The 14,584-nt window shown below is 71.8% G+C and carries 15 protein-coding genes; 4 read left to right on the top strand and 11 right to left on the bottom strand.

Annotated features, from left to right (window positions below; all coding sequences use genetic code 11):
- Window positions 1-6: 6 nt before the first annotated feature.
- Entirely contained in the window at window positions 7-2,154 is a 2,148-nt protein-coding gene (locus FHX82_RS30025) for a glycoside hydrolase family 15 protein (protein WP_183176916.1), read from the top strand.
- Window positions 2,155-2,167: 13 nt separating this feature from the next.
- On the opposite strand, the gene FHX82_RS30020 is transcribed toward FHX82_RS30025, so the two are convergent.
- The gene (locus FHX82_RS30020; protein WP_145936998.1) at window positions 2,168-2,680 is read right to left on the bottom strand and encodes a ricin-type beta-trefoil lectin domain protein; all 513 of its coding nucleotides are present in this window, start codon (window positions 2,678-2,680) and stop codon (window positions 2,168-2,170) included.
- Between the two features lie 197 nt (window positions 2,681-2,877).
- Between FHX82_RS30020 and FHX82_RS30015 the strand changes: the two genes are divergently transcribed.
- Window positions 2,878-5,160, top strand: coding sequence for a chitobiase/beta-hexosaminidase C-terminal domain-containing protein (locus tag FHX82_RS30015; protein WP_145936997.1), 2,283 nt, complete (start codon window positions 2,878-2,880; stop codon window positions 5,158-5,160).
- 88 nt (window positions 5,161-5,248) lie between these two features.
- Window positions 5,249-5,581 (top strand): DUF8129 domain-containing protein, encoded by a 333-nt coding sequence (locus tag FHX82_RS30010; protein WP_145936996.1) that lies wholly within the window; start codon window positions 5,249-5,251, stop codon window positions 5,579-5,581.
- Between the two features lie 213 nt (window positions 5,582-5,794).
- On the opposite strand, the gene FHX82_RS30005 is transcribed toward FHX82_RS30010, so the two are convergent.
- From FHX82_RS30005 to FHX82_RS29985, 5 genes are all read right to left on the bottom strand, one after another.
- Window positions 5,795-6,157, bottom strand: a complete 363-nt coding sequence (locus FHX82_RS30005; RefSeq protein WP_145936995.1) for an STAS domain-containing protein — start codon at window positions 6,155-6,157, stop codon at window positions 5,795-5,797.
- Entirely contained in the window at window positions 6,154-7,239 is a 1,086-nt protein-coding gene (locus tag FHX82_RS30000) for a cobalamin B12-binding domain-containing protein (protein WP_145936994.1), read from the bottom strand. The genes FHX82_RS30005 and FHX82_RS30000 overlap by 4 nt, the downstream gene beginning before the upstream one ends.
- Entirely contained in the window at window positions 7,236-8,768 is a 1,533-nt protein-coding gene (locus tag FHX82_RS29995) for a PP2C family protein-serine/threonine phosphatase (RefSeq protein ID WP_229880991.1), read from the bottom strand. The genes FHX82_RS30000 and FHX82_RS29995 overlap by 4 nt, the downstream gene beginning before the upstream one ends.
- A gap of 400 nt (window positions 8,769-9,168) precedes the next feature.
- Complete coding sequence (locus FHX82_RS29990) at window positions 9,169-9,804, bottom strand: CoA transferase subunit B (RefSeq protein ID WP_145936992.1); 636 nt, start codon at window positions 9,802-9,804, stop codon at window positions 9,169-9,171.
- A gap of 2 nt (window positions 9,805-9,806) precedes the next feature.
- On the bottom strand, window positions 9,807-10,529 hold the full coding sequence (locus tag FHX82_RS29985; RefSeq protein WP_145936991.1) for a CoA transferase subunit A: 723 nt from the start codon (window positions 10,527-10,529) through the stop codon (window positions 9,807-9,809).
- Window positions 10,530-10,629: 100 nt separating this feature from the next.
- Here FHX82_RS29985 and FHX82_RS29980 point away from each other — a divergent pair, with 100 nt between their 5' ends.
- Entirely contained in the window at window positions 10,630-11,382 is a 753-nt protein-coding gene (locus FHX82_RS29980; protein ID WP_145936990.1) for an IclR family transcriptional regulator, read from the top strand.
- Window positions 11,383-11,413: 31 nt separating this feature from the next.
- Here the strand turns inward: FHX82_RS29980 and FHX82_RS29975 are convergent, their stop codons facing one another.
- From FHX82_RS29975 to FHX82_RS29955, 5 genes are all read right to left on the bottom strand, one after another.
- On the bottom strand, window positions 11,414-11,962 hold the full coding sequence (locus FHX82_RS29975) for a DUF3618 domain-containing protein (protein ID WP_145936989.1): 549 nt from the start codon (window positions 11,960-11,962) through the stop codon (window positions 11,414-11,416).
- A complete protein-coding gene (locus FHX82_RS29970) occupies window positions 11,959-12,375 on the bottom strand; it encodes a phage holin family protein (RefSeq protein WP_145936988.1) in 417 nt (138 codons plus the stop codon). Before FHX82_RS29970 ends, FHX82_RS29975 begins: the two co-directional genes overlap by 4 nt.
- Complete coding sequence (locus FHX82_RS29965; protein ID WP_183176915.1) at window positions 12,372-12,986, bottom strand: hypothetical protein; 615 nt, start codon at window positions 12,984-12,986, stop codon at window positions 12,372-12,374. The genes FHX82_RS29970 and FHX82_RS29965 overlap by 4 nt, the downstream gene beginning before the upstream one ends.
- A gap of 115 nt (window positions 12,987-13,101) precedes the next feature.
- Window positions 13,102-13,905, bottom strand: a complete 804-nt coding sequence (locus FHX82_RS29960) for an EamA family transporter (RefSeq protein WP_145932726.1) — start codon at window positions 13,903-13,905, stop codon at window positions 13,102-13,104.
- Window positions 13,906-14,064: 159 nt separating this feature from the next.
- Complete coding sequence (locus FHX82_RS29955; protein ID WP_145932727.1) at window positions 14,065-14,580, bottom strand: MarR family winged helix-turn-helix transcriptional regulator; 516 nt, start codon at window positions 14,578-14,580, stop codon at window positions 14,065-14,067.
- Window positions 14,581-14,584 lie beyond the last annotated feature (4 nt).

Raw genomic sequence — 14,584 nt, 5'->3', positions numbered from 1 at the left:
GCTCCCATGGCGACTTCGAGGCGGAAGTTCCTGCGGGCCGCGGCTCTGGTGGGCGCGACGGCGGTCGCGGCACCGGCGCCGGCGAACGCGCAGTCCGGCGGCGCGGCCCCGGGCGGGCCGGGCGCCGACACCACGTTCACCCCGGCCGACAAGCTCGGCTTCGGCACCGCCCGCTCGGCGGCCAGCCCGGTGTGGTTCACCCTCGAAGGCGGTCGGCTGTCCGAGGTCTACCACCCGGACCTGAGCACGCCGGCCAGCCGCGAGACGCAGTGGGTCGTCACGGACGGGCAGTCGTTCGTGGAGCGGGTGTCCGACGTCGCGCACCGCACCGAGCTGCCCGATCCGCGCGTGCCCGGCTACACCCAGACCGCGACCGGCACGGGCTGGACGCTGACCACGCGCTACGTCACCGATCCCGGCCATGCGACCGTGCTGCTGGACGTCGAGTTCCACGCGACCCGGCCGTTGCGGCTGTTCGTGCTGCACGATCCCGCCCTCGGCGGCGAGGGCACCGCCGACCGCGCCTTCCCGCGAGGCGGCGCGCTCGTGACGACGAACTCGGTCACCGCGAGCGCGGTGCTTGCCTCGGGCGGGTTCACTGAGTCGACGGTGGGCTACGCGGGCGTCAACGACGGCTGGACCGAGCTGAGCGCGAACTTCGGCAGGCTCGTGCACCACTACGCCACCGCCGGACCGGGCAACGTCGTGCAGCTGGGGCGGTTGCGGCTGGACGGCCGGTCACGCACCCGGGACCTCGTCGCGCTGGGCTTCGGCGCGTCACCGGACGAGGCGGTGCGGGCGGCGCAAGCCTCGCTGTCACTAGGTTTTCCGGCGGTCGCGACAGCCTACGGCGCCGGCTGGAAGCGCTATCTGGCAAGCCTGCCCGACGCGCCGGAGGAGGCTGACCGGCGGTTGTACACGACGTCGGTGGTGACGCTGGCCGCCAGCGAGGACAAGCGGAACCCAGGCGCGTTCATTGCGTCGCCGAGCATGCCCTGGGCGTTCGGGTTCGACCGCGCGCTGGCGCCGGAGTACGGCTCGTACCACCTGGTGTGGCCGCGCGACCTGTACCAGATCGCGACGGGGCTGCTCGCCGCGGGCGACCGGGCCGCCGCGGGGCGTGCGCTGGACTACCTGCTGCGCATCCAGCAGCCGGACGGGCACTGGGCGCAGAACACGCGCGTGAGCGGTGAGCCGTTCTGGACGTCGGTCCAGCTGGACGAGACGGCCGCGCCGATGCTGCTGGCCTGGCTGTTGGACCGGCACGACGGCCCGACGGTCGACAAGCTGGCGCGGGGCGGGGACTTCCTGCTCTCGTTCACCAAGGACGGGCACACCGCGCCGTGGACCGAGCAGGAGCGGTGGGAGGAGCAGAACGGCTACTCGCCCTCGACGATCGCGTCGGTGATCGCCGGGCTGGTGTGCCTGGCGGACCTGGTGCAGCGCGCGGGCCGGGACGGCACGAAGTACTCCGCCAAGGCCGACGAATGGGCGGCGGCGGTGGACGGCTGGACGGTCACGCACACCGGGCCGTACTCGCCGAAGCCGTACTACGTCCGGCTGACCAAGGACGGCAACCCGGACGCGGGCACGACGTACAACCTGGGCAACAACAACACCGGCGAGGTCGACCAGCGGGCCGTGGTGGACGCCGGGTTTCTCGAACTGGTGCGGCTCGGCGTCAAACGCGCGGGCGATCCGGTGGTGGAGAACTCCCTCGCCGTCGTGGACGCGCGGATCTCGACGGTCACGCCCTCGGGGCGGCACTGGCACCGCTACAGCGGCGACGGCTACGGCGAGCAGGCGAACGGTGAGCCGTGGAACGTCAACCGGCCCGACGTGCAGCGCACGTACGGGCGGCTGTGGCCGATCTTCGCGGGGGAGCGCGGGGAGTACGAACTGTTGCAGGGCAAGCGTTCCGCGGCCGCCGGGCGACTGAGGGACATCGCCGCCTGCGCCGGTCCGACGGGCCTGCTGCCGGAACAGGTGTGGGACACCAACCCGCCCTACCCGCGGGTGCGCCCGGGCACTCCGACCGCGTCCGCGACCCCCTTGGCCTGGACCCACGCGCAGTACCTGCGCCTGGCTTGGTCCGTCCACAAGGGACGGCCGGTGGAGTACCCGGACGTCGTGGCCCGGCGGTACCTCGGCTAGTGGCGGCCCCGGCTCACCAGGTGCCGTGCCACTGCTGGCTGGTGTAGTCGGCGCTGTAGGCGCAGTAGTTCATCCCGACCGGAGTACCGGCCCGGAAAGCGCTCACGTCGATGCACAACCCGTTGCCGTTCTCGATGATCCCGCCGCCCTGGCCCGTGCGGTGCCATTTCTGGCTGGTGTAGGTGTCCTCGTAGTGGCAGGGCGCCAGCACGACGTGAGCGCCCACGTTGTTGGACGGCAGGTCCATGCACAGGTTGTTGTAGTTGACGATGTTGAACGTGGTGTAGTTCGTGGTCCGGTACCACTTCTGGCTGGTGTAGTCGTCGGCGTAGTGGCAGGACGCCAGCACGACGGTGGTACCCGGGCTGTTGGAGCCGATGTCCCAGCACAGCGATGTCGCGGAGACCTCCATGTTGCTCGGCGAGCTCAGGGTCTCGGTGGTCGCCGAGGCCACGCCCGCGCCGGTCAGGGCGCTGGTCACCGTGATGAGGGCAGCAGCAAGGAGCAGTGCCAGTTTTCTGCGCAAGACAGGTCCTCCCCAGTGGTCGGAAGCACGATTCCCCAGTTGCTTCCGGTGTTCGTCAGTTCTACCGGTCCGTTCCGTCCCGCACAAGCACTTCCTGACAGCTTCTGAACCGATGTCACCTGCATGGAGGTGTCGGCGCCGCGCAGCGCTGGTCTATGGTCTGGTCCACTGAGGGGGCCTGACCCGGAGGTGCGAAGATGCCACGGAGGCTGGGCACGGTGCTGCTGGCCGTGCTGCTATCCCTGTTGCTCGGCGGCGTGGCCGCCGCGGAGACGGACTACACGCAGAGCGTGACGCAGGTGAGCGCCAGCCAGGCGCAGATCTCGTTCACGCCGGTGACGCCCGCCGCGTACGTCGACGTGCACTACCTCGTGAACGGCACGGGGCAGCAGAACATCCGGATGACGAACAACTCCGGCACGTGGCAGTACACGGTGGGCTCGCTGAGCACCGGCACCGCGCTGGAGTACTGGTTCACGTACGAGAAGAGCGGCCCGCAGTACGACAGCCCGCACTACACGTACACGCAGGGCTCCGGCTCGACGGCGGTCGCCGCGCCGACCTTCAGCCCGGGTGGTGGCACGTTCGCGACAGCGCAGACGGTGACGCTCTCGACCGGCACGTCGGGCGCGCAGATCCGGTACACAGTGGACGGTTCGACGCCCACCGCGTCGTCGTCGCTGTACTCCGGGCCGCTGACCGTCTCGAAGACCACCACGGTCAAGGCCATCGCCACCAAGAGCGGCCTCGCGAACTCGGCCGTGGCCAGCGCGACCTACACGATCGGCCTGGCCAGCGCGACCTGCCCGACGCAGTCGGACACGCCGGACTTCGGCTCCAACGTGCGCATCTTCGACCCGTCGATGTCGGCGGCGAGCATCCAGTCGCAGCTCGACGCGGACTTCAACGCGCAGAAGGACACGCAGAGCGCGCAGTTCGCCAACGGCCGCGTCGCGCACCTGTTCAAGCCCGGCACCTACGCCGTGCACGACAACGTGGGCTTCTACACCTCCGTCGCGGGCCTCGGGCAGAACCCCGACGACGTGACCATCAACGGTGACGTCACGGTCGACGCGTTCAACTCCTCCGACGCCGGCAACGCCACGCAGAACTTCTGGCGCTCGGCGGAGAACCTGGCGATCAACCCGAGCAGCGGTGCCGACCGGTGGGCGGTGGCGCAGGCCGCGCCGTTCCGCCGCATCGACGTGCACGGTGACCTGCAGCTGTACCCGGCGAGCTACGGCTGGGCCAGCGGCGGGTACGTCGCCGACACCAAGGTCTCCGGCCAGGCGGCGTCGGTTTCGCAGCAGCAGTGGTACACCCGCGACAGCGCGCTGGGCAGCTGGGCGGGCGGCGTGTGGAACATGGTGTTCTCGGGCACCACCGGCGCGCCGGCCACCACCTTCCCGAACCCGCCGGAGACGACGCTGGCCACCACGCCCGTCTCGCGCGACGTGCCGTACCTCTACCTCGACGGCAGCGGGAAGTACCGCGTGTTCCTGCCTTCCCTGCGCACCAACGCCTCCGGGCCGAGCTGGGCGAACGGCAGCACGCCGGGCTCGTCGCTGCCGATGAGCCAGTTCTACGTCGTCAAGTCCGGCGACACCGCGGCGTCGATCAACAACGCGCTCGCGTCGGGCTGCAACCTGTTCTTCACCCCCGGCGTCTACCACCTCAGCCAGACGCTGAACGTCACCCGCCCGGACACGGTCGTGCTCGGCATCGGCTACCCGACTCTGGTGCCGGACAACGGTGTCGACGCCATGCACGTGTCCGATGTGGACGGTGTGCGGCTGAAGGGTCTGCTGTTCGACGCGGGCACCACGAACTCGTCGGCGCTGCTGACCGTGGGCACGCAGGGCTCGGCGACGAGCCACGCCGCGGACCCGGTGAGCATCCAGGACGTGTTCTTCCGGATCGGCGGCCAGGTCGCGGGCAAGGCGACGACGAGCCTGGTGGTCAACAGCAACGACACGATCATCGACCACATCTGGGCCTGGCGCGCCGACCACGGCAACGCGGGCACGGTGGGCTGGACGGTCAACACCGCTGACACGGGGTTGCTCGTCAACGGCAACAACGTGATCGCCACGGGGTTGTTCGTGGAGCACTACCAGAAGTACGAGGTGATCTGGAACGGGCAGAACGGCCGGACCATCTTCTTCCAGAACGAGATGCCGTACGACGTGCCGAACCAGGCGTCGTGGAACAGCGGGGTGAACGGGTACGCCGCGTACAAGGTGGGCAGCGGTGTCACCAGCCACGAGGCGTGGGGGCTGGGCAGTTACTGCTACTTCAACGTCAACCCGTCCGTGAACGCCTACCACGCGTTCGAGGTGCCCAACGCGTCCGGCGTGCGGTTCCACAGCCTGCTGACCGTGTCGCTGAACTACCAGGGCACCATCACGCACGTCATCAACGACACCGGGGCGGTGACGCCGTCGGGGACCACGCCCAGCAACGTGGTGAGCTACCCCTGAGTGCGCATTCCGGCGAAACGGGCGGCCGCGGGTTTTCGCGGCCGCCCGCGGGGGTAGGTTCGGGCGGACGCCGACAGGAGGAGGAAACATGCCGGCCGAGGAACTCCCGCTGCCCGACTACGACCAGATCCCGCTCGGCAGCCTGCGGCACCGGATCCGCTCGCTGACGGAACCGCAGCTGCGGACGGTCGTGGAGCACGAGTGCGCGCACGGCAACCGCGTGGCGGTGCTGGAGGTGCTGCGGGCCCGCCTGGCGGAGCTGGAGGCAGGCGCCCAGCCCGCCCCGGGCGACCCGGCGAACGCACCGGGCGCTTCGCACGGCAGCGCCGCGTCGCCCGCCGCGGAGGCGACGAAGCCGGAGAACAACACGCCATTGCGCCACGGTATGGCGGAGCAGACCCCGAAGCGCGGCCGTCCCTGAGGGAAAGGCCCGTCGCGGCGCAGCCGCCCGCCGGCGTCGTCCGGCGGGCGTTTCGCGTCCGGGGGTCGGCGTCGCGCGGGCCGGTGAGGTCGGCGGCGTGCGGCCGCGAAGGCTCGGGCCGCTGGCGGGCCGAGCCGGTGGGGCGTGGTTGTGGTGGCCGCTACGCGTGACCGGTGAGGCTCCCGTTCCTGCCGGAAAGACCCCCGCCCGGCCTCAGGAAGGGTCCGACTGCTCCCGCGCCACGCTGGCTGGGCCGGTGAAGAGTGTCAGGGTGTTCGTCCGCTGCAGCAGCCGCGTCAGGCCCGGCTGCCGGTGTTCCAAGTGCAGCTCCACGCCCGCCTCCTGCAGTCGCCGGTGGATCATCAGCAGCGTGGAGAGCCCGTAGGAGTCGCAGAAGCCGAGCCTGCCGCAGTCGAGCCGCACGTGCCGCAGCCCTCGGGTGGTGCCGAGCCGCTCGGTGACCTCGTACAGCAGCTGGTCCGCGTTGTCGTAGTCGAGGTCGCCCTCGAGCGCGACGCAGGCCGCGGCCGGGTCGAGCAGGGTCCAGGTGCAGGTCAGCGGGCGAGGTGTACTCATGCGGGCTTTCCGTGGTCGGGGACAGGGCCAAGGCTGCCGCGCAGGTGCCCGAGCGCCTGCTCGAGCATCCCGTCCGCGCGCGGGAAGTCACGCAGCTCGGAGCGCAGCAGCTCCACCGCGGGCGGCAGCGTGAGAGCGGGGACCCCGCGTGCGGCGAGGATCTCCGCGGTCCAGGTGAGGAAACCGGTGAACAGCTCCCCGTCGCCCGTGTAGAGGGCGGTGGCGAGGAACTCCACGATGTGCGCGAGGTCCTCGGCGGTGTACTGCCGCTGCTGCTCGGTGTACGCCCGCATCGCGGGGACGCGCTCCTCCAGCCCGCTGTACATCGCCTTGACCAGCTGCCCCGACGTGCGGGTGATCATCGTGAACTCCTGGTCCGCGAGGTGCGGCAGGTCGTCGATCGGCTGGTGGCCCGCCTTCGGGCGGGGCAGCGGCGCCTCCGCGAGCCGGTCGGCCGCGGCGCGCGCGTCGGGCGCCCAGGCCTCGGCGCCGAGCAGCTTCGCGTACCGGCCGTCGGGCCCGAACGCCGCGCCGCCCGCGATCACCGGCACGCCCGCCGCCTGGCAGGCGGTGATCGTCGCGTGCGCGGTGGGCAGCCGCGTCGGGATCGAGCCGGACAGCGCCACCGCGTCCGGGCCGGTGCGGTGCAGGTGGGTGATCAGGTGCGGCGACGGCACCTGCGCGCCGAGGTAGTCCACACGGAACCCCCGCAGCCGCAGCACCTCCGCCAGCAGGCGCGCGGGCAGGGCGTGCCACTCGCCGTCCACGCACGCCACCGTGATCCGGCCGCGGGTGACCACCGGGCGCTCCCCGGCGTGCACGAGCGTGCCGATCACGCGCTCGTTGATCGCGGTGGCCGCGTGCTCCTGCGCCACGCTGAAGCGGTTGGCGGCCCACTCCTCGCCGGCCTTGCGCTGCACGAAGCCGATCATGTCGAGCAGCACGGACTCCGGCGCCACCTCGTCTTCGAGCGCGTCCAGCACCGCTTCCCCGGCCGCGTACTCGTCACCACCCGCCACCGCCTCCCACAGGCGGCCGACGTGGGCCCCGAGCGTGTCCAGGCTCAGCGTGGCGGAGCTCATGCCGTGTACCTGCCTCGTCCGTGGCCGCCGACGGCGGTCAGGTGCTGACCGCGCGGCGCGGTGATCGCGAGCACCGCCATGTCGTCGTGAGCATTGTTGCCCACCCACTGGGAGGCGAGCATCTGCACGCGCTCCACCACGGCTTCGGCGGGCATGCCACCGCACTCGGTCAGCGCCCGGCGCAGGCGCTCCTCGCCGTACAGCTCGTTGCCCAGCGGGCCGCCGCGGGCCTCGGTGATCCCGTCGGTGTAGAGCAGGCACGTCTCGCCGGGGCCGAGCGTGACCTCCGCGGTGGTGGTGTTGATCTGCGGCAGCACCCCGATGAGGGTGCCCGCCGTCTCGGCCTCCTCGACCTGCCCGTTCGCCCGCACGACGAGCGGCGGCAGGTGACCGGCGCAGGTCAGCCGTAGCCGCACCCCCGCGCGATCGCGCACCGCGGAGGCCAGCACGAGCGTGACGAAGCGGGTGTCGTGCGAGTTGACCAGTGCCCCGTTGAGCAGGTCGAGCATGCGCCGGTGGTCGCCAGCCATCGGCAGCAGCGCCTGCAGCGTGTTGCGGATCTTGCCGGTGAGCACGGCCGCTTCGAGCCCCTTGCCGCACACGTCACCGAGCACGGCCAGCGTCTCGCCGTCCGGGCCGGGGTGCACGTCGTAGAAGTCGCCGCCCACGTGCTCGCTGTCCTGCGACGGCCGGTAGCCGCCCGCGAACTCGACCCCCGACACCTGTTCCAGCGCCGGCGGCAGCAGCTCGCGCATGAGCGTCTCGGTGATCGACGCCTGCTGCGCGAACACGTGCGCGGCCGACATCGCCGCGCCGGAGCGGGCGGCGAACAGGCGCGCGAAGATCTCCTCGTCCTCGCTGAACACCGGGCGGCCGCCGCGGCGCAGCAGGACCAGCGCGCCCGCGGGCACGCCGTGCCCGGGCAGCGGGGTCACCACGATCGCGCCGATCTCGCCGAAACCCTGCGGTACCAGCCATTCCGGGGCGCTCGCCGGGTCGATCCAGCGGGACGGCACGGGCGGGAACCCCTGCAACGCCTCGCCGAGGCCGGGCAGGTCGTCGGGGTCGAACTCCAGCAGGGAGTGCTCCGGCTCCGCGCCACGCGCGCAGTACGTGACGGGGTAGCGGCGGCGCTGGCCCGGCGCGATCACGAGCGCGGCGTCGGCGAGGTGCTCGGCGGCGAGCGACGCGGCGACCTCCATGCAGCGGTGCAGGTTCAGTGAGCCGAGCAGCGCCGTGGACGCCTCGCTGAGGAACTCGGCACGCGAGCGTTCGACCCGCAGCGCCTCGCGGGCGAGCCGGGCTTCGGTGTCCTCGACCAGCCACCACGTGGTGGAGTGGTCCTCGTGGCGCACCGGGTGCGCCTCGAAGCTGCGTTCGCCCACCCAGCCGACGGACGGGGTGCCGTCGCGGTGGGCCTCGGCGAGCCAGGCCGGGCCCGTGTCACGGAGGTCGGCGCCCACGCGGGCGGCCGGAAGCAGCAGCTGCGCCGATCTGTTGACGGCACGCAGCGCTCCGTCGAGCTCCACGACGAGAGCGGGCGAGGGCGCGAGTTCCCACCCCGGATCGGTCGCGACCGGGGACGGACGAGCAAGACGCTCGGAATCAGTCAAACCGCGGCGGCACGTGCAGGCGCGCCGGCTCCTTCCTTCCTGGGAAAAGCTGGATCAAGCTCAAGCATCCCCCAGCCCCATGGCCACCCGCAACCGGTCTTGCCGGGCCGGGAGGGGTGGTCTCGTGACCGGGCCCCGCCGGCAGGGGAGACGGCGGGGCCCGGGCCCGAGCAGGAAAGATGGAAGGTCACCCGTCCCGGGCAGACGAAACACTACTAGTAGAACGACCCGGTCTCCATCTACACGTTCGAGTTAGTAAAAAGAGGGGGAGATCACCCGTTTATACGTTGCGTGACTATCCGTAACTTTCCGCAGGTCAGGCGGGGAGGTGCACCGGTGTCCCGGTGCGGTCGCGGATGTCCTCCGCCGACACGCCGGGCGCCGTCCGGACCAGCTCCAGCCCGGCGGGCGTGACGTCGAGGACGGCCAGGTCGGTGACGATCCGGTCCACCACGCCCGCGCCGGTGAGCGGCAGGGTGCAGCGCTCGACGAGCTTCGGGCTGCCGTCCTTCGCGACGTGGTCGGTGAGCACGACGATCCGCTTCGTGCCCGCGACCAGGTCCATCGCCCCGCCCATGCCCTTGACCAGCGCGCCGGGCACGGTCCAGTTGGCCAGGTCCCCGTTCGCCGCGACCTGCAGCGCGCCGAGGATCGCCACGTCCACGTGCCCACCGCGGATCATCGCGAACGACGTGGCGGAGTCGAAGAAGCTGGCGCCCGGCACGACGGTGACGGTCTGCTTGCCCGCGTTGATGAGGTCGGGGTCCTCCTCGCCCTCGAACGGGAACGGCCCCATGCCGAGGATCCCGTTCTCGCTCTGCAGCGTCACCCGCACGCCGTCGGGGAGGTGGTTGGCCACCAGCGTCGGAATGCCGATGCCGAGGTTGACGTAGTCCCCGTCCGACAGCTCCCGCGCCGCGACGGCGGCCATCTCGTCCCTGCTCCAGCCCATGCTCACGCCTCCGCCCCGGCCCGCGGGCGGACCGTCAGCTTCTCGATCTCCTTGACCCGCTCGCGCGCGGTCACCAGCCGGTCGACGAACACGCCGGGCGTGATCACCAGGTCCGGGTCCACGTAGCCGTCGAGCAGCACCTCCGTCTCGGCCACGCACACGCGCCCGCACGTGGCGACGAGCGGGTTGAAGTTCCGCGAGGTCTTGCGGTAGACGAGGTTCCCCGCCCGGTCGGCGGTGTGGGCGTGCACGAGCGCGACGTCCGCGACGATGCCGCGTTCCTGCACGTAGGTGCGGCCGTCGAACTCGGCGTGCGGTTTGCCCTCGGCGACGGGCGTGCCGACGCCGGTCGCGGTGTAGAACGCGGGGATGCCGGCGCCACCGGCCCGCATGCGCTCGGCGAGCGTGCCCTGCGGGGCGAACTCGACCTCCAGTTCGCCGTCGAGGTACTGCTGGGCGAACAGCTTGTTCTCGCCCACGTATGAGGCGATCACCTTGCGGACCTGGCGGTTCTCCAGCAGCAGCCCGAGGCCCTTGCCGTCGACGCCCATGTTGTTGGACACGACGGTCAGCTCGCGGACGCCGGAGTCGCGCACGACTTCGATCAGGTCGTTCGGGTTGCCGCTCAGGCCGAACCCGCCGACCGCGAGCGTGATCCCGTCCGTCAGCACGTCCCGCAGCGCCTCGGTCGCGCTCTCGTACACCTTTGTTCGATCAGTGGACACCTCGGAAGTGCAGCGCTACCTGCCGTTTTCGTCAAAGGATCTCTCGTCAGGTGGACGTTCTCCGTCTTCGCGTTCACTGAGTGGACGCTAGGCTCGGTGCATGGGCAATCCAGCGGGGCAGCTCGTCGGCCGGGTCGGCGCCGTGCTGCGCGCGGTGCCCGAGGCGGGTGCCTCCACCACGGAGCTGGCCCGCGCCACGGGGCTCGCGCGGCCGACCGTGCACCGCCTGCTCGTGGCGCTCGCGGCGGAGGGGTACGTCGACCGCGACCAGCGGACCGGGCGGTGGTACCTCGGCCCGGAGCTGTACCTGCTCGGCGGGATCGCGGCGCGGCGCTACGACGTGACGCGGCACGCGCGGGCGAGCGTCCACCGGCTGGCCGAGGCCACGGGAGAAAGCGCTTTCTTCTCGGCCCGGCGGGGCGAGGAGACCGTGTGCCTGCTGCGGGAGGACGGCGCCTTTCCGATCCGCTCCTTCGTGCTGTACGAGGGTGCGCGGTTTCCGCTCGGCGTGGTGTCGGCGGGGCTGGTGGTGCTCGCGATGCTGCCGGACCGGGAGATCGACGAGTACTTCGCGCACGCCGACCTCACCGAACGCTGGGGTCCGGCGCACGCGGAAGACGCGGTCCGCGAGCGGCTCGCGGAGACACGGGAACGCGGCTACTCGGTGAACCCCGGCCTCGTGGTGGAAGGCAGCTGGGGGATGGCGGCCGCGGTGTTCGGCCGGACCGGCCAACCGGACTGGGCGCTCACGCTCACGGGCGTCGAATCGCGGTTCCGCGCGGACCGGCGACCGGAGCTGGGTGCGCTGCTGCTGAAGGAGGCGCACGCGTTGTCGAACCGCATGGCGGGGTGAGCCACGGCGGGTGTGGCTCACCCCGGGTGGCTCACTGGTTCGGCTTCGCTTCGTCCTTGACCGTCGACGCGGCGTCGCTCGCGGTGGAGCGCACCGACTCGACGGCCTGCTGCGCGGGCTCCCGCAGGTTCTCCTTGACCTCCTGCGCGGCCGAGCCGAGCTGCTCGGTGATCGGCCCCGCGGCGTCCTGCACGGTGTCCTTCACCTGGCCGGCGAGCCGTTGCTCCTGCCTGCTCGCGGGCACGAGCGAGGACACCAGCCAGCCGGCGCCGAACGCGATGAGCCCGGCGGCGAGCGGATTTCCTTCCGTACCGCGGCGAATGCGCTCCGGTGCGTCCTGCACCGCCTCGGTGACGGTGCCCGTGGCGGACTGCACCTTGTCGCTCGCGGTGTCCGAGGCGTCCGACGCGGAGCCCATCACGCGGTCACGCAGGTTCTGTACCGCGCCACGGGCACGGCCGACGCGGCGCTGCACGATCCGGCCGGGGGTGACCTTCTCGCTGAGGGCGTCCACGTCCGTGCCGAGATTCCGCTGGGTGGTCTCGATTTCTCGGCGCAGCTGGTCGGGATCGGTGGTCACGGCGTTCTCCTCACGGTTTCGGGAACTTCCTTGAGCGTTTCGACCGTCCGCTCGGGCACGGGCTCGACGCGGCGGAGGTTGCGGCGTCCGGTGGCGAACAGCACGGCGGCGGCGATCGCCCACAGCGCGGCGACGATGAGCGCCGCCCAGCTCTGGTCCATCACGTTCGCCAGGCCCCACCACAGGGCCAGCGACAGGAACAGCAGCACCATGTACCCGGCGAACCCGGCGCCGCCGAGCATTCCCGCGCCCTTGCCCGCCTTCGCGGCCTCGGCCTTGACCTCCGCCTTGGCGAGGGTGAGTTCCTGGCGCAGCAACGTCGACAGGTCGCGGGAGACGTTGCTCATCAGCTGTCCGACGGACGCGTCCGAGACGTCCGCGGGCGGGTTGCCGGGGCCGCCTGGCGTACTCATGCCGGCCCCGTGCCGTACGGCGTCGTCGGCGTGACGGGCGGCGGCATCACCGGTGGCGGCGGAGTGCCCTGGGGCAGGGGAGGCGCGGGCGGGGCGGCCTGCGGTGGGGCCTGCGGTGGGGGTGGAGTGGCTGGGGTGGCTTGTGGTGCGGCGTGGCGTGGCTGTGAACTGTCGCTGCTCGCGGACTGCGCGACGCCGCGGGTCAGGCGTCCCACGAGCACCCCGGCCACCGCGGCGCCGGCGAGGAACACGCCGGGCTTGCGCCGCGCGAAGCCGCGGACCTCGTCGAGCAGGTCGCCTGGTTCGCGGGAATCGAGCCAGGAAGCCACTTTCCGCGTGCGCGTCGCGGCCTCGCGGACAAGATCCCTTGCCACGCCGGGCTGTTCGGTCTGGTCGGTCATGCCTTCGAGCTGGTCGGCGAGCCCGTGCAGGCTCTCCGCGGCCTTCGTCTGGCTGGTGCGGGCCTGGGCCTGCAGCTGGTCCTTGCCCTGGTTCAGCAGGTCGTTCGCCTGGCGGCCGGCTTCGGCCGTCACCTCCTTGGCCTGGTCCGCCGCCACGTGCGCGGTGTGCTGCGCCTGGGGTGGGGAGAAATCGCCGGTCTGTCCTGTCATCGTTCCTCCTCGGGGGACTGGGTGTTCGCTCAACTACCCCGGGCCTTTTCGGGAGAAACGCGGAAAAAGTGCGTTTGAAAACGGTTTTCCGGTGCGGAGATCTTTTGACGAAATATCAGCCCACCGCGAGCAAGGTGACCGCCGCGGCTGCCGCGCCGAGGCCGGTGAGCTGGCGGCGGCTGAGGCGTTCGTGTAGCACCGTGAGGCCCAGCAGCACCGGAATCGCCGGGTACAGCGAGGAAAGCACCACCGCGACCACGACGAGCTGGTGCCGGGTGGCGGCGAGGTAGCAGACCAGCGCCAGTGCGGCGGCGCCTCCCGTGGCGGCCGCGGGAACGGCGATTTTTCTGGCCGGTTTCGGCCGGGTGGCGAGCATTATTGTGCCGACGGCGGCAACGCGCCCGGCGACGACGGGCCAAGCGCCCGAGCCGGGGCCGGCTTCGGCGAGAGCGAGGTACTGCAACGCGATTCCCGTTCCGGCGAGCAGGCCGTCCGGCACGCCCTTGCCCGCCCGGCCGCCGGACACGAGCCAGAGCGCGGGCAGCGCGAGCAGGACGCCGAGCCAGGCGAGCGCGGAGGGCCGTTCGCCGAGGAAGACCACGCCGACGAGCACGGGCAGCGAAACCCCGCCCACGGCGCTCAACGGCACCACGACGCTCATCGCGCCCCGGCCGAGCCCGCGGAAGAGGAACAACATCCCGAGCCCGGTGCCGATGCCGGACAACGCGCCCCAGGCGAGGTCTGCCGCTGTGACAGCGGGTGAAGGCAGGACGAGGGTCGCCAGGAGCGCCACGAGGAGGCCGCCGAGCTGCCCCCACAAGGCAATGCCCGCGAACGACGCCCGGCGGGACAGCAGGCCGCCCGCGAAGTCGGAGAGCCCGTAGCTGACCGCGGAGGCCAACGCGAGGAGTACACCCACGGTCTCACCCCTGTCGGTGGCGTTCGGCTCGGCTCATGAGGGAGACGCGGCGGTCGATGCGGCGCCGGTCCGGCCGCGCAGACGTCACCTGTGGTGCGGCTGGTGCGGCCGCGCGGCACGACAGGTTCGCGTTCCCGACTCGGCTGGAGGTCACAGGGCTCACCCCCGCCGGTCGCGTTCGGCTTGGCCGACCGGGCAGACGTCGCCCGTGGTGCAGCTGCCCCGGTCGCACAGGCGGCACAGCAGGTCCGCGTTCCCGACCCGGTCGTAGGCCCGCGCGAGCACCTTCCCGAGCAGCCCCGCGAGCGCCTCCTGCTCCACCGGTTCCAGGGCGCCGAGCACGTCCGTCAGCCCGGCGCCCCTCGCGGCGAGCAGCTCCCGGGCCGTCGTGGCGCCCCGGGCCGTCAGGTGCACCGCTACCTCCCGTCCCCGGCCCGGCCGCCGTTCCAGCAGGTCCGCCGCCTGCAGTGAGTCGACCATCCGCGCCGCCGCGGGCTGGCTGAGTCCGACGCGCCTGCCCAGCTCCGTCACGCTCAACCCCGGCGCCGCCGACAGCACCACCAGCGCCGCCGCGCCGCTCGCGCTCACCCCGGCCCGCCGCTGCGCCTCGGCGAGCACGAGATCGGCCACGGCGAGCGCCGCCGCCCCCAGCAGGTTGGCCGTCCTTTCATGCATGACT

This window comes from Amycolatopsis bartoniae (assembly GCF_014191255.1).
Classification (GTDB): Bacteria; Actinomycetota; Actinomycetes; order Mycobacteriales; family Pseudonocardiaceae; genus Amycolatopsis_E; species Amycolatopsis_E bartoniae.
The sequence above is the reverse complement of the archived record's forward strand: the minus strand, read 5'-3'. Positions and strand labels throughout refer to the sequence as shown.

Bases quoted from the DNA above. Each gene is read 5' to 3' on its own strand.
- FHX82_RS30025 (WP_183176916.1), top strand. From the start codon at position 7: ATGGCGACTTCGAGGCGGAAGTTCCTGCGGGCCGCGGCTCTGGTGGGC.
- FHX82_RS30015 (WP_145936997.1), top strand. From the start codon at position 2,878: ATGCCACGGAGGCTGGGCACGGTGCTGCTGGCCGTGCTGCTATCCCTG.
- FHX82_RS29955 (WP_145932727.1), bottom strand. From the start codon at position 14,580: ATGCATGAAAGGACGGCCAACCTGCTGGGGGCGGCGGCGCTCGCCGTG.
- FHX82_RS29965 (WP_183176915.1), bottom strand. From the start codon at position 12,986: ATGACAGGACAGACCGGCGATTTCTCCCCACCCCAGGCGCAGCACACC.
- FHX82_RS30000 (WP_145936994.1), bottom strand. From the start codon at position 7,239: ATGAGCTCCGCCACGCTGAGCCTGGACACGCTCGGGGCCCACGTCGGC.
- FHX82_RS29980 (WP_145936990.1), top strand. From the start codon at position 10,630: ATGGGCAATCCAGCGGGGCAGCTCGTCGGCCGGGTCGGCGCCGTGCTG.
- FHX82_RS30005 (WP_145936995.1), bottom strand. From the start codon at position 6,157: ATGAGTACACCTCGCCCGCTGACCTGCACCTGGACCCTGCTCGACCCG.
- FHX82_RS29990 (WP_145936992.1), bottom strand. From the start codon at position 9,804: ATGGGCTGGAGCAGGGACGAGATGGCCGCCGTCGCGGCGCGGGAGCTG.
- FHX82_RS29970 (WP_145936988.1), bottom strand. From the start codon at position 12,375: ATGAGTACGCCAGGCGGCCCCGGCAACCCGCCCGCGGACGTCTCGGAC.
- FHX82_RS30010 (WP_145936996.1), top strand. From the start codon at position 5,249: ATGCCGGCCGAGGAACTCCCGCTGCCCGACTACGACCAGATCCCGCTC.